Annotated in this window: 10 protein-coding genes; 7 read left to right on the top strand and 3 right to left on the bottom strand. The window is 31.7% G+C overall.

All coding sequences use genetic code 11. From position 1 onward, the window contains the following. Window positions 1-35 precede the first annotated feature (35 nt). The 5 genes from BQ7474_RS02545 to BQ7474_RS02565 are packed head-to-tail and all read left to right on the top strand — an operon-like array spanning window position 36 to window position 11,623. Window positions 36-758 (top strand): YaaA family protein, encoded by a 723-nt coding sequence (locus BQ7474_RS02545; RefSeq protein ID WP_073997477.1) that lies wholly within the window; start codon window positions 36-38, stop codon window positions 756-758. Next, the gene (locus BQ7474_RS02550) at window positions 755-1,855 is read left to right on the top strand and encodes an exonuclease SbcCD subunit D (protein WP_073997478.1); all 1,101 of its coding nucleotides are present in this window, start codon (window positions 755-757) and stop codon (window positions 1,853-1,855) included. Before BQ7474_RS02545 ends, BQ7474_RS02550 begins: the two co-directional genes overlap by 4 nt. After that, the gene (locus BQ7474_RS02555) at window positions 1,852-4,908 is read left to right on the top strand and encodes an AAA family ATPase (RefSeq protein ID WP_073997479.1); all 3,057 of its coding nucleotides are present in this window, start codon (window positions 1,852-1,854) and stop codon (window positions 4,906-4,908) included. The genes BQ7474_RS02550 and BQ7474_RS02555 overlap by 4 nt, the downstream gene beginning before the upstream one ends. Then, window positions 4,905-8,255 (top strand): PD-(D/E)XK nuclease family protein, encoded by a 3,351-nt coding sequence (locus tag BQ7474_RS02560; RefSeq protein ID WP_073997480.1) that lies wholly within the window; start codon window positions 4,905-4,907, stop codon window positions 8,253-8,255. The genes BQ7474_RS02555 and BQ7474_RS02560 overlap by 4 nt, the downstream gene beginning before the upstream one ends. Continuing rightward, window positions 8,255-11,623, top strand: a complete 3,369-nt coding sequence (locus BQ7474_RS02565; protein ID WP_073997481.1) for a UvrD-helicase domain-containing protein — start codon at window positions 8,255-8,257, stop codon at window positions 11,621-11,623. The genes BQ7474_RS02560 and BQ7474_RS02565 overlap by 1 nt, the downstream gene beginning before the upstream one ends. A 212-nt stretch (window positions 11,624-11,835) precedes the next feature. Here BQ7474_RS02565 and ymfI read toward each other — a convergent pair whose 3' ends face one another. Beyond that, window positions 11,836-12,564 carry an elongation factor P 5-aminopentanone reductase gene (gene ymfI / locus BQ7474_RS02570; protein ID WP_073997482.1) on the bottom strand — a complete coding sequence of 243 codons (729 nt, stop codon included), beginning with the start codon at window positions 12,562-12,564 and terminating at the stop codon, window positions 11,836-11,838. A gap of 45 nt (window positions 12,565-12,609) precedes the next feature. On the opposite strand from ymfI, the gene BQ7474_RS02575 reads away from it, so the two are divergent. Both BQ7474_RS02575 and BQ7474_RS02580 read left to right on the top strand, forming a co-directional pair. Beyond that, window positions 12,610-13,446, top strand: coding sequence for an aldo/keto reductase (locus BQ7474_RS02575; protein ID WP_073997483.1), 837 nt, complete (start codon window positions 12,610-12,612; stop codon window positions 13,444-13,446). A gap of 135 nt (window positions 13,447-13,581) precedes the next feature. Continuing rightward, complete coding sequence (locus tag BQ7474_RS02580; protein ID WP_073997484.1) at window positions 13,582-14,250, top strand: hypothetical protein; 669 nt, start codon at window positions 13,582-13,584, stop codon at window positions 14,248-14,250. Between the two features lie 204 nt (window positions 14,251-14,454). Here the strand turns inward: BQ7474_RS02580 and BQ7474_RS02585 are convergent, their stop codons facing one another. Together BQ7474_RS02585 and BQ7474_RS02590 are read right to left on the bottom strand one after the other, a co-directional pair. Next, window positions 14,455-15,306: an IS3 family transposase gene (locus BQ7474_RS02585; protein ID WP_073997485.1), complete on the bottom strand. Its 852-nt coding sequence runs from the start codon at window positions 15,304-15,306 to the stop codon at window positions 14,455-14,457. Beyond that, window positions 15,270-15,836, bottom strand: a complete 567-nt coding sequence (locus BQ7474_RS02590) for a helix-turn-helix domain-containing protein (RefSeq protein ID WP_073997486.1) — start codon at window positions 15,834-15,836, stop codon at window positions 15,270-15,272. Before BQ7474_RS02590 ends, BQ7474_RS02585 begins: the two co-directional genes overlap by 37 nt. Window positions 15,837-15,853 lie beyond the last annotated feature (17 nt).

The following is a 15,853-nucleotide window of genomic DNA, read 5'->3' on the forward strand; positions in this document are numbered from 1 at the left end:
TTCTATGTTATAATATTTATAGACGGAGGATATTGATGAAAATAATTATTTCACCAACAAAAAGTTTTAAAGAAAATAAAGATATACCGACAGAAGACTTACTATTTAAGGATAAAACTCAATATTTAGTACATAAACTCAAAAAATATACTATGAATGAGATGGGCAATCTCCACGGAACAAACGATAAGCTTACAGAAAAAGCCTACTACGATTACCAAGAAATGGATTTGGATAAGCTTACAAACCCAGCTATTTTTGCCTATGACGGTTTGGTTTTTAAGCAGTTTAAAAGAGAAGATTTTGACGATCTAAATTATCTAAACGATCATCTTTACATAATCTCACCCTTATATGGAATATTAAAACCACTCACAGCAATCGCTGATTATAGGCTGTATTTTGACAATAAAGATATCAATCTTTACGAATTTTGGGGAGATTTGATCTACAAGGAAGCTTATAAAGACAATGATACAATAATAAACCTTGCTAGTGTAGAATACGCAAAGACAATTACTGATTACCTGAAAGATGGGGATAGATTTATTTCATTAGATTTTAAGGATGTGAGAGAAGGAAAGCTTAAATCAATTGTGGCTTGGATGAAACAAATGCGTGGGAAAATGTTAAAAGAAATTATTAGCCAAAAAATTGAAGATCCTGAAAAAATTAAAGCAATAGAAATAGATGGCTACAAATACGACCCATATAATTCTACTTCTGACAGATGGGTTTTTGTAAGGGATAAAAAATGAAATTACTTCACTTAGCAGACCTGCATCTGGGCAAAAATATAGGCAATTATTCTTTAATAGAAGATCAAAAATACGTCTTAGACCAAATATTAGACATAATTTCTAGGGAAAATGTCGACATTATTATGATAGCAGGGGATATATTTGATACTCAAGTTTCTAGTGTAGAGGCACTTTCTCTTTATTCTGATTTTATCGAAGACATTGTATTTAACAAGAAAAAAACAATTCTAGCTGTTAGTGGTAACCATGATTCTGGCAAAAGACTTGACGTCAATAGCAAATTTTATAAGGCTAAAAATTACCACCTTGCTGGTGAATATAAGAAAGAAATGCTTACATTTGAAGATGAGTACGGCAAGATTAATTTCCATCTTGTACCATTTATATCTCTAAATCAAGCCAGCATAATCTTTAACAAAGACATTACAAATTTCACTGATCTATACAAGGAAGTTCTAAAAGACTTAGCATACGAGGATAGAAACGTACTAATTAGCCATTGTTATGCTAATAATATTGCGATAGAAGATGATAATCTTTATACTGAGGGGCAAAAACCCCTTACTATTGGTGGGTCTGATGCAATGGATGCCCATCTTTTCGAAAGATTTGATTACGTTGCCCTTGGCCATCTCCACAACAGGCACTATGTTATAGATCCTAAGATTCGCTATTCTGGAACTTTTATGAAGTACTCCTTTGATGAGGAAAATAAAACTAAATCTGTAACTCTGGTAGATATTAAAGATAGGGTAGAAACTTACGACATAGACATCAAGGCCCTAAGAGATTTTAGGACTATTAGTGGGAAATTTGCTGATGTTATAAGGAAAAGTCCAAGTGATGATTACATAAAAGTAATACTAGAAGATGAATCGACTATAGAAAATGCTATGGCAAAATTAAAGGAAAAATTCCCTCATATTGTCCAAATATCCTACAAAAACAAGGGGATATTTGCTAGTGATAGCGAATTTGACATAGACCTTACTGGCAAAACTGCCATAGAATTGTTTGAGGAATTTTATAAATTCAAGATGGACGAAGAAATGACAGATGATAAGCTCAAAGCTTTAAAAAAGGTGATTGAATGAGACCGCTAAAACTAAAAGTTCGAGGATTTTTAACTTATAAAAATGAAATAGAAATTGATTTTACTAAGCTTTATGAAAAGAAAATTTTTCTTATAGCGGGAGATACTGGTTCGGGCAAAACCAGTATTTTTGATGCCATAACCTATGCTCTTTATGGACAAGTAGCAAGGGATATAGATCAGAACAGTTTGAGAAGTGATTTTCTAAACGAAGATGATCCCTACACTTATGTAGATCTTGTTTTTGAAGTTGATGGTAGGGATTACCAAGTAGAGAGGATACCAAATCAAACAGCCAAAAAAACAAAGCCTGGTCAAAATATCAAACCATCGGCAACTCTATATGATTTAACTGGTGAAAAGAAAATAATATCAGAAAAAAAGACTATAACTGATAAAAAGATAGTAGAAATAGTAGGACTTGATAAAAACCAATTTTCTAAGGTTATGCTCCTTGCCCAAGGGGAGTTCCAGGAATTTCTCCAAGCTAAATCAGATGATAGGACTAAACTTTTGGGCAATATTTTCAAAACTTATGAATACAAAAAAATTCAAGATAAAATCAAAGATCAGGCAAGACTAAAATCAAAGGATATGGAGATATTAGACGAAAGGCTTGAAACAATAATTTACCAATATCCATACATTGCAGAAAAAGTAGACAGGGACAATGTAATGGTCCACGATTTTGGTGAAATTTTACATTCTATAGATGACTTCAACAAAGCCTTGACTAAGGATTTTAATGATATTAATGATAGAGAAAATACCCTGGAAGCTAAGGAAAAACAACTAATTAGTGATAAAGAAAAGGCCAAGACTCTAAATACCAATATAGAAAAATATTTTGAGATAAATGATTATAGGATAAAGCTTTTATCAGAAGAAAAGGTCTATAAAGAAAAGAAAATTAGAATAGATAAATCTGATTTTGCAAAAAGTATTAAAATCTATGAGGATAGGTACAAGAAAGTACGCCTAGATGGGGAAAAGTCCAAAGAAGATTTGCAAATTTACTTCAAATCATTAGAAGAAATAGACAGCAAAATTAAAGGTCTAAAAAGCGCTTATGACAATATTTCTGAAAATCAAGAAAAAGTAAATTTTTTAATAATAGAATTAAATGATTTGACAAGCTTATCAGATCGCTACCAAAAATTTGTGACAAACAAAAAATCTTATGAAAAAATCAGAGAAAAGGAAAATATTTTAAAAGAAAAGAAGAAAAGCTTAGACCAGATATCTATCAAAATTGATAAATTAAATGATTTAATAAATACTAAAAGTGATGAGGAAGCTAAGTTAAGGGATGATATCTATGGGCTAAAAGAAAGACTGATGGACCTTAACAATTATAAGGCTATACTAGAAGATAAGATAGTTTTAAAAAACAAAAATATTGAAATCAACGAGAAAATTCTAGCAAATAAAAAATCTCTAGAAGATTTACATTTGGAAAAAATCGACCTAAAAAATAAGGTCAATGACTATTACCAAAACCAAAGACTAATAGATATGAATAAATTTATTGATGAGCTTAATGATACAAAAATTTGTCCAGTTTGTGGGGATAGGCATGAGGATAAATTTGAAAAACATCCTACAATAGAGATAGACATTGATCAAATTAATAATATTCTTTATGACATAAATTCTAAGATAGCAAGCTTAGAGTCACAAAACAAAATTTATTCTAAGTCACTAGTAGAAATAGAAGATGATGTTAATATCCTAGGCCTATTTGAAGAGCTTAAAGAAAATATCAAGCAAATAAATAATCAGATATATACAAATAACGAAAAGCTTGAAGAAATAAATAGTAAGAAGTCCATTGATAGAGAAGAATTATCTAAGGCAAGTGCAAGAGCAAATGAACTGAAAAGTCAAATAGAATCTCTTGATAAGATTATAAGCGATGGTGAATTAGTAAAGGCAGCCTATCTTTCTAATAAGGAGAAGCTTGAAGATCTAGACTTTGCTGACCTTGCTAATAAAATTCAAAAGATTAAAACTGAAATAAAAGATTTGGAAGAAGAAATTTCAACCATTAGTAGGTCATACAACGATTTGCTAACAAAAAAAGCTGAGATTAGTACAAATATTTCTAACACCCAAAATATGATTTCGCAATATAAAAAAGAGGAAGAAGAATTTTTTGACGAATTCGAATATAAATTGTTAGAACATTTTAAGGATAAAAGTGACTACAATAAGGCACTGGAAGATTACGAAGTAATTTATGATAGTAAAGAAGAGATTGAAAATTACTTCAAAGAATTAGAAAAAACTAATACCCTATATGAAAACTATAGGATATTTAAAGAAAAAGAACCTGTTGATATTAGCAAAGTAGAAGAAGAAATTCAAGATGTAAGTCAAAGATTAAAAAACTTAAGAGAAGAAAAATCTAACTTACAAATAAAAATGACAAATGTAAAGAGCTCTTACGATAATTTATCAGCTTTAAAAAAATCCTACGAAGAAATTAGTTCTGAGTCTCAAATACTTCAAGGACTTGCAAAAATAGCAGATGGTTCTTTTGCCAAAGTTGCTGGTAGGGAAAAAATCGACTTTGAGACCTTTGTCCTAACCTATTACTTTGATAGGGTCCTAGCTTATGCCAATAAGAGGCTTTATGCCATGAGTCATGGACAATTTTCACTAATAAGAAAGTCCTATGGAGATGATTTGAGGATGAAACAAGGTCTGGATATAGAAATCTTAGATGCAAATACTGGTAAGAAAAGACCGGCATCAACTCTATCCGGTGGAGAGTCTTTCTTGGCATCTCTTTCCTTGGCACTTGGGCTATCAGATGAGATTGCAGCTGAAAACGGAGGAATCAAGATTGATACTCTATTTATTGACGAAGGATTTGGAACTCTATCAGAAGATTATCTTAATAAGGTCATAGAACAAATTGAAAAACTATCCTATGAGAATAAGTTCATAGGGCTAATTTCCCATGTGGGCGAACTAAAGGATGCTATAGATGCAAAAATCATTGTCACTTACACCAGTGATGAAGGAAGTTTTATAGAGGTTAAACCATGATAAATTTAATCATATCGAAATCACCAAGTGCAAATTCCAAATATATTTACAAAAAAATAGAAGAAGATATAGCAAACAAACAAAAAAGTTTCCTAATTGTTCCGGAACAATACACCCTACAAACAGATATTAATTTGATGGAAAATATAAGCTATTCAACAGTTATGGATACCAAAGTCTTATCATTTTCCTCACTATCTAGATTTATACTAGATAGAATTGGGGGAATTGGTGGAGAAAATTTATCAAAATCAGGCAAAATTATGATCCTAAGTAATATTTTGAGGGACCTAAATGATGATCTAATTCTGTTTAAAAATAATTACCTCAATGCAGATTTCGTAGAAGACATAGAAAGTTTGATTACAACTATAAAGGACAATGATTTTGACCAGGAGTTTTTTGATAGTATTGACAGCGACCTTTCTGATGAAGTTTTAAAGCTAAAGTTTAGAGAACTAAAGCTGATTTATGATGCATATCAAAAAGAGATAGATGGAAAGTTTGTAGATAGTGAAGATAAGCTAAGTCAGGTTAGTGAGAAACTAAGCCAAGCAGAATTTTTAAAAGATACAAATTTTTATTTTGATAAATTCGACTATGTTTCCGATATAAAAATGGACTTTATAAATGCTCTTTTAGGATTAGGCTGTAAGATAACCATCAACCTAACCTTGGATATGACCTATATCAATAATCCTATGGCAAAAGATGTTGAAATTTATGATATGGCCATCAAGTTTTATCATAGGATAAATGAAATGAGTCCTACAAAAGAAATTATCTTAGATGCCCCAATCAATAAAAATGAAGATATCAACCATCTTTGCATTAATTATGAAAAATATAACAGAAAACCTTATGGGAAAATCCCAAGAAATATCCATGTTTTAGAGTCTACTTCAAGCCATAGTGAAGTGGAAAATATCGCACTAACTATCCGAAAACTAATCCATGAAGAGAATTTGAGATATAAGGACATATCACTTTATATAAGCGATCAGAATGAATACGAAAATGAGATTAAGAAGATATTTAATCGTTATGATATCCCTATATTTTTAAATAGGACCAACAAGCTTTCTGATAATCACATAGTAAAAACCTACCTATCAATCCTTCGCTTGCTTGTATTTGGCTTTAATGAGCACGATTTGAACTTTTTCTTAAGGTCAAATATATATGATTTTGGCGAGAATTCTGAAGAAAAAGTAATCGTATTTCAAAACTATATTAAAAATAGAAATATAAAAGGCTCTATGTTTTGGGATGATATATATTTTGAAATGGATAGAGATTTTTACGAAAATTATTATAAAAACGATCCTAAGAAAGATGCCAAACTTACATCCAAGGTCATAGAATTTGAAATGATAAATCAGATAAGAAATGATCTTATATCACTTATAGAGCCACTTTTTGCACTTTCTAAAAAAAAGATACAAACAAGTATCCTGGTAGATGAAATTTATAAAATGATGAGTCATCCAAATTTTATAGCAGACATTAATAATTACCAAACCATCCTAAAAGAAGAGAACGATTTGGATGATTATGAAGAAAATGCCCAGGTTTGGGATAAGCTAATGGCTATATTAGAGGAATTACATTCCTTGATGGGTCAAAGGGACAATGATATCAAAGGCATATATAATATCATAAAGTCTGTTGCAGAGGATATAGAAATTGGGATTATTCCACCAAGTAAGGACCATGTCACCATATCAAGCTTCAAATCGCCAAGGATTGCAGATACTAGGATAAATTTTGCCCTAGGCCTTAACGATACATTTTTCCCATCTAAATCTGCTGGTGATTTTATCATGGGCAAGGAGGAGAAAGAAAAACTTCAAGCTATTAATTTGGATTTGAAAATCTATGAAGAAGATCTAGAAGAAAAAGAAAAGCTAAATCTCTATAAGATGTTTGAAAAGTCCGATAAGATTTACTTATCATTTGCCCTAAGCGATAAAAGTGGAGCTGGGATAAACAAATCCCCAGTTTTAAATGGTATACTAAATGTTTTTCCTAAGTTAAAAATCAACGACCTTACTAGTCTAGAAGAAACTGACCTTATTTACTCCAAGGAACTTAGCCAAAAATATGCCATGGATAACTTGTGGAAGATTAGGCGAGGAGAAAACATTTCTGGCCTTGATTTTACAAAAACTTATAATGCCTATATAAAAAACTATGGTTCATATGATCTATTAATTAAGGGATTATTTCACACTAATGATAAGGCATCATTGCATTTAGACACTGCTCAAAAACTCTATAGCAAGAATCATTTCAATATCACAGAAATTGAAACTTATTCTAGGTGCCCATATAGATATTTTGTAAACTTTGGCCTAAGGCCTGATTATGATGAAAATTATGATGTCGATGCCAGGGAACTAGGAACCCTTGTCCATAATTCTTTGGAGGATATCTCAAAGACACTCATCAATACTGATCTTTATTCCATAGATTATGATGAATTTGAAGACCAACTTAGAAAAAATTTTGAGGACTCCATAAACAATATAATGGATAAAGCAAGAAAAGCCGACCCTAGAAATGTTTTTATAGTAAATAATATATTAAAAAATACCGAGGCCAATTCTAAGGAGATTATCAACCAATTAAAATCAGGCGAATTTAGGGTTTCAGATGTGGAAGTTGATTTTGGCTATGGCAAGGATGGAGACTTTCCTCCAATTTATGTTGATGAGGAGAATTATCTTAGAGGAAGGATTGATAGGATTGACCAGGCTGATGATTTTTTAAGAATTATAGATTACAAGACTGGTAATAAGGTATTTAAGTTGGTAAATGTCTTAAATGGCCTGGACCTACAGCTGTTAGTATATATGATGAGTGCTAATATCAAAAACGAAGATATTAAGCCTATAGGATCTTTTTATATGCCCTTATCGGATGAATTGGTCAAGCTTGACAAAGCCTATGACAAAGAAATTATATCAAAAATCTACCAAGATAAGTTTAAAATGAATGGTCTAATCATCAAATTGAACGAAGAAGTATTTAAGCTCATTGATAAAAACTATACTGATATAAAAAATATAGATGTAATAGACAGGAAAAACACCGATATTTTAGAAAATGATGAGAAAATCTTATTAGATAAATTTGTCAAAAATCTGGTCAGCAAATATATCAAAGAGATAAAAATTGGAAATATAAAGATTAATCCAATCAGATACTCTGAGACAACAAATGAATGTCAATATTGTGATTATAAGGGAATATGCAAGTTTGATGAGTCAATTGATAGTGACAAGTATAGGGATTTTGATAAGGATAAGAAACTAGAAGATTTGAGAAGTGAGGAGGAAGACTGATGGCTGATATTAAGTATACAGATAACCAGCTAATGGCTATAAAGGAGCGTGATAAGAATATAATAGTATCAGCTGCAGCAGGTTCTGGTAAAACTAGGGTCCTAGTTGATAGAGTCATAGATTTACTTATAAACGATTACATCGACATAGACAAAATGGTAATTGTAACCTTCACAAACAAGGCATCTATAGAGATGAAAGATAGGATAAGACTTGCTTTAGAGAAACTTCTTGAAAATGACCCATCAAATAAATTTATAAAAAATCAAGTCAAACTTATAAAACATGCTCACATCCAAACTATGCACTCTTTTGCATCAGATATGCTCAGAGAGTATTTTTATTTTTTTGACAATTTATCACCAAGTTTTAAGGTAGTAAGTGAATCTACCAATGTATTACTCAAAGAATCAGCCATAGACGAAGTTTTTGATGAGGAATATGAAAAAGGAAGAGAGGAGTTTCATAAGTTTATCCACAACTTCTCAACTTCTAGAAACGACCGAAATGCAAAAAGTGTTGTTCTTCAAACTTACGAAAAATCAACTTCACAAATTGACCCTATAGCTTGGTTGGGATCCAAGACTGAAAATTCCTTTGATTTTAATATTTTCATAGAAATTATAGAGAAAAAATTATCTGACATAGAAAAATCAATTCTAGATACCAATCAAATAGTAGAAAATGCCGGACTTAGAGAAGAGTATGCAAATCTATTTGCAAGTGACTTGGATATAGTTAGAAATCTTAGCGCACTTGCATTTAAGGACTGGGATCTTTTTATTGAGAAGATATCAAAGGTCAATTTTCCAACCATGGTCCGTGCAAGAAAAGACGAAAAGGACATCCAGACCATATTAAAGAAAAATAGAGATGCCTACAAGAAGGATATTAAGACCGTATCTTCTTTGGTCCTTAACACAAATTCTTCTATAATTGAAGATTTTTCAAAAAGAGAACTAGGTATTCTAAAAGAGTTAGCAAAGCTATGTAAATCTTTTATGGGAAAATACCAGGCAAAAAAGAATGAGAAGTCTTACCTTGACTTTAACGATATGGAAGCTTACTTCATAAAATTACTGGAAAATGAAGAGGCACTAGCTGTTATCAAAGATAGATTTACCTATATATTTTTTGATGAGTACCAGGATTCCAACGAAATCCAAAACTATATAATTGAAAAGTTAAAGACAGAGGACAATTTGTTTTTTGTAGGTGATGTCAAGCAGTCAATCTACGGATTTCGTAGGGCAAGGCCAGATTTATTTTTAGATAAACTTGACCAATATGAGAAATCTAGTAATAAATCCATGAGGATAAACCTAAATGAAAACTTTAGAACAGACTCAGATATACTAAAATTTGACAACTTTATCTTTGAAAGACTGATGACAAAAGATTCCTCGGGCATAGATTACAAAAACGGTGGTCATAGTTTAAACCCAACCCAAAGCTTTGACTATCCTAGTCCCAAAGCAGAGATTCACATCATAGATAAGGGGATAGATGAGGCAAATCATATAGCAGAAACCATCAAAGATTTATTAGATGAAGGCTACGAATACAAGGACATAGCAATACTTCTAAGGTCAGGAGCTAAGTCCTACATCTACGAAAATGCCTTTAAGGATGCGGAAATCCCATTTTTTAATGATATATCAAAAGTTTCCTTTGGAGCTGTTGAGGTAACATTTTTCAAAAATATCTTACATTTAATAGCTAATCCGAAGGACGAGCTTGCACTTCTATCGGTTCTTCAAAGTGAGATATATGAATTTAGCGAAGATGACTTAGCTCAAATTAGACTAAATACAGATGCAACAAGTTTTGCCAAAGCTTTTGACGATTATGCTATCAAGGGAGATATTTTAAATAAAATCATAGATTTCAAAACGGAAATGACGACCTATAATTATAGACTTTCTCTAATGAGCCTATACGAATTTGGAAATTTCATCTTTGAAAACTCTGGCTATTACAATTATCTAATGGCTAGAGATAGGGCAAATGACAGAATCGCCAATGTAGAGGCCTTCATAGATTTAATGGGTGAGTATGAAGAAAATAACGACGACGGTCTATTTGGCTTCCTAGACTATGCAGAAAATCTAAGTCTTTACCAAACTGATAATCTAAATGCAGTAAGAGATTTATCAGAAAATGAAAACCTAGTTAGGATAATGACCATTCACAAATCCAAGGGTTTGGAATTCCCAGTGGTAATCTTGGCTGATACGGCAAAAAGATTTAATATCAACCATCTTCGATCCAATATATCCTTTGACGATGATCTTGGTATAGGAATCAATGTGGCAGATTATGAAAATAAGGTCAAGCTTTCATCTATAAGAAGAGATATTATAAACGAGAAAACAACTATAGAAAATAGAAAAGAAGAGATCAGAGTTCTCTATGTTGCTCTTACCAGACCTATAAATAAATTAATTATAGTGGGGGAGAAAGATATAGATAAGCTTGGCAAATACATTGGCAGGAATGATTTTCTCAATATGACTTCATACATTGATTGGATAATTTCGATACTGTCTACTGACAAAATAGCAAGCGAAATAAATGATGGGAACTATGTATCAAATGAGCTGGCATCCATAGCAAGGCTTGATCTAGTAAAAGAAGAAAAAGAATATAAAAGTTTTCACATGGTTGATATAAAAGATATACTAGAAGATCAAAAAGTAAATGAGAAAATCTATCAGAAAATGTTAGAAATTTATGAAAATCCCTACAAAAACCTAGCAGATACACAGGAATCCATCAAAAAATCAGTAACAGAAATTACCAAAAACTTCAACCCAGAAGAAGATGGATACGAATTGCCAGCCTATGATCGCTTTAAGGAATATGGAGAATTTAGAAAGCCAAACTTTATCACAGAAATTAGAGACTTAAAGCCAACTGACATAGGAACTATCATTCACAAAGTTTTCCAAGCTTTGGAATATAAAGAATATGATATGGATAGTTTAGAAAAGAGTTTTGATAAGCTTATAAAAGAAAGGAAAATCAGATCTGAAGAATTAAAAGTAGTTGATAAGGAGAAAATACTTAGTTATTACGCACATCCAAATATAAAAAATCTCTATCAAAAGGCTAAAAATCTAAGAAAAGAAGAATCTTTTTTGATGAAATATGAAGACTATTATGTCAATGGGCAGATAGATTTGATATTTGAATTTGAGGATTATGCCATTCTTTTGGACTTTAAAACAGATGCTATCAAAAGAAGCGGATTTTATGATGATCAGCTTAGAGTTTACAAAAAGGCTATTGAAGAGGCTCTAAAAAAAGAGGTAAAGGAATCATTTATTTATTGGTATAATATGGGGGAATTGGAACAAATAAGATAAATATTAACTTGGAACATGGCTGTAGGCTTATGTTCATAAGAAAGGTATTGAAAGATTTTAATGTATAATAAGATAAATTTATATCAAATACAATCTATTGATAGGCTTTATAGTCTCTAGGGATAGAAATTAGGCCTTTAGAATCTCCTAAATCTCTATCCCCAATTCCCATAAGCCATATAGCTAATTTTCCTAATTCTTATGAGTGGTTTTTAATAAAAGCCACCATTAATATGAATAATATCTCCAGTTATATAGGAAGCCTCATCTGATATCAGATATTTCACCAATCCAGCTATTTCTTCGGGCCTAGCAAATCTGTTTGATGATACTTCCTTTTTTAACTCTTCAATCTCCTCATCTGTGAAGTCATTTCTCATCATATCTGTTTCTACCATACCTGGGGCTATGGCATTTACTCTGATGCCTGATGGCGCTAGTTCTTTTGCCAAAGCTTTTGTGAACGTATTGATTCCTCCCTTTGATGTTGAGTATAGGGCCTCCATGCTCGCCCCAAAATCACCCCATATAGAGCTCATATTAATAATTACTCCGTATTGGTTTTTTATCATATTTGGTATGGCTCTTTTGCTATTTAAGAAAACTGAGTTCAAGTTTGTATTTATTACATCCTTCCATGTCTCAAACTCTATGTCCTGAATCAGAGAAAAGTGGGAGATACCTGCATTATTGATCAGTATATCAACGTGACCAAAATTTTTTTCGCCTACATCAAACATCATATTGACATCATCTTCATTCGATACGTCAGCCTTTATGGCAATCACATTTGGATTTGTTTCCCTAAGTTCATACAAAAGCTCAAAAGCTTTATCCTTGCTGTTTTTATAGTTTATTATTATATTGTAATTATCGTTAAGTCTTCTAGCAATTGCAGCACCAATCCCCCTAGAAGACCCTGTTATTAATACTGTTTTCATAGTATGATTATACATAAATAAAGCGTTTTAATAAAGGAGGCAACAATGAAGTATTTTAAACTAAACGATGGGATAGAAGTTCCTGCTATTGGACTTGGAACATTTAAAATTACTGAAGAAAAAGACATGGACCATACAATAGAATCAGCACTTGAGGCCGGATATACTTATTTTGATACAGCAAAATACTACCATAACGAGGATATTCTAGGCAAATACCTTAAAGAGTCTGGCAAGAAAAGATCAGAATACCAAATAGCAACCAAGGTTTGGCCAAGTGCTTTTGGTTATGATGCGACCAAAAAGTCCTTGGACGACTCCCTAAAAGATTTAAAGGTTGACTATATTGATGTTGCACTCATTCACTGGTATGGAGAGGGCTATAAGGAAACTTGGGAAGTTTTCAATGATTATAAAGACCAAGGCCTTATCAAGTCAATAGGTGTATGTAACTTCTCTATTAATCAAATGACAGAACTTTTAAAAGAAGATCCGGCTCCTGTTCTTGATCAACTAGAAAGCCATCCTCATTTGCAAGATGTGGACACTCACAACTTCCTAAAAGAAAATAATATCCTCCACCAGGCTTGGAGTCCACTTACCCAAGGCAAGTCGAATATATTTGAAGAAGAAGTAATCAAAAATCTTGCAAAAAAATATGGTAAAAGTCCAGCTCAAATCATACTAAAATGGAATATCAGCCGTAAAGTCATGGTCCTTGCCAAATCATCTCATAAAGAAAGAATAATAGAAAATATTGATATCTTCGACTTTGAACTTACAGGTGAAGATATGAAAGCAATGGCAAGTCTCGACAAAAGGAAGAGATACTCTGCAGATCCAGAAGATAAAAAATGGCTAGAAGAAGCAGCACATATGTAAGGACTTTTAGATAAGCAAAGAATTAGACAAAATAATACACAAAATTCCTACATAATCATTGCAAAATGATTACAAAGGGAATATAATTATAGTAGTCAGATATACTATTATATTAATAGATTAAAGGAGAAAGTTATGAAAAATAGCAAAATCTTAGCAGTAGCACTATCTGCTGGATTAGTATTTGGTGGAGCATATACTGTTAAATCAGCAAATGTTTCTTATGCAGATGGGGATACTCCTGTAACAGAATATGTAGACCTAGTTGATATGGAAATAGAACCAAGCGAAATGGGAGAACAACCAGTAAAAGATATTCCTGGTTATGTTTACCTAAGAACGGAATCTGATGATGCTGGCAATGTTACTCATGTTTATCACAATGTAACAGGTACAGCAGAAGATGAAGAAACGGTGCCATCAGATGATAATAAAGATGATGTAAGTGACAAAGAAAAAGAAGCAAAAGACTTAACTGATAAATTAAACAAAATAACAAAAGATATTCAAGATACATTAATAGAAAATGAAAAGAATATCGATGACAAAAAACCATCTGATGATGAAAATCCAGATGACAAAAAACCAGAAGATGATAAGAAACCTGAAGACGACAAAAAGCCAGAAGAAGGTAAAAAACCTGAAGAAGATAAAAAGCCAGAAGAAGATAAAAAACCTGAAAACAAAAAACCAGCAGGTAATAAATCTGACAACCCAAAAACTGGCGTAGGTGAAATGACATCTGTTGTATCAACACTAGCAATCTCAATGGCTGGTATTGTAGCAACAAGAAAGAAAAAATAATTCAAAACTTATATTAGATAATATTGCGCAAATTATCTGACTAGAAAAACTCGAGTAAAAACTCGAGTTTTTTGTATCTTAATATTCATAAATAAATAGTAAGATTTAGTTTCAATCGGCGATAACAGATAATGTGCTTTAGCTAGTTCAAAAAAAAGATGCCCCTTTTTGATGTGTACCCATAAAACTGGACACAATATTTAATTAATTATTAGTGGATGCTAACCTATATTTTGTAGGTGGCATCCATTTTGTTTTTGATTGAATCCTTTCGTTGTTGTAATAGTAAATATATTCCTCTATTACTTTTGAAAATTCTTCAAAAGAGCTATAGCTCTTTTCATATCCATAATAAACTTCATTTTTTAGCCTTCCAAAGAATGTTTCCATTATGGAGTTATCATAGCAATTCCCTTTTCTTGACATGGATTGTCTTATACCATGTCTTTTAAGCTCATTTACATAATATTCATGTTGGTATTGCCAACCTTGATCTGAATGTAGAATTAAGTTATCTAGTTTTGGAAATTTATTAAATGCTTTTTCTAACATATTTGATATCTGATTTAAGTTGGGACTTAAGGATAGGTCGTAAGAAATAATCTCATTGGTATACATATCAAGTATTGGAGATATGTAGCACTTACCCCAAGAGAATTTAAATTCTGACACATCAGTAGTCCATTTTTGTAGAGGTCTATCTGCCTTGAAATCTCTATTTATTATATTATCAGCTACTTTACCTACCTTCCCCTTATATGAGTGATATTTTTCCTTAGATCTTTTTCCAAATAGTTTTAGCTCATGCATTATTCTTTGAACTCTTTTATGATTTATGACATAACCTTGATTTATCAGATCCATATATACTCTTCTTACTCCATATCTTCCTTTGTGTAAGTTAAATATTTGAGTTATTTTATCTGCAATATGACTATTCTTAATCTTTATATTATCAACTTTGTTTATTTCAAAATAGTATGTTGATCTTGGCATATCAATAGCTTTTAAAAGATATTTTAGTCTGTATCCTTCTTCTTTGAGTTCTTTGACAATCGCTGCTTTTTCGCCTTGAGTTGCGCAGCGTAACGTTCTTCTCTCAAGGCGATCTCTTTTTTTATTATTTCATTTTCTGCCTTTATATATTCATTCTCTGCTCTAAGCCTTACTAGTTCTTCTCTTTCAGATTCATTAAGTTCTTTTACTTTATGGTTATTTTTACTTTTCATACTTGTATTTTTAGATTTACGGCCTTTCTTTTTATTAACAAGACCATTATATCCATAATTTTTATACTTGTTAACCCATGAATAGAGTTGTCCATCATTAATTCCATTTTCAATTGCTACAGACTTTATTGAATTTCCAGCTAACACCTTAGATACCATTTCTAACTTCTCATCAGGTGTCCAATTGATATTATTTCCATGTTTTAAAATTTCTGGTCCATGAAGTTCTTCTAACTTAAACCATATTCTAATTGAATCATGAAAGTTTTTTTCGTTGGTCCCTTCAGGTGTATCAGGCCATTTACCTTCCCTATACAATTGTACGCATTCTTTTTTGAATTCATAACTATATTTCATAAAAATACCCTCCTTAC

It is taken from the genome of Anaerococcus urinomassiliensis (genome assembly GCF_900128425.1).
Taxonomy (GTDB): domain Bacteria; phylum Bacillota; class Clostridia; order Tissierellales; family Peptoniphilaceae; genus Anaerococcus; species Anaerococcus urinomassiliensis.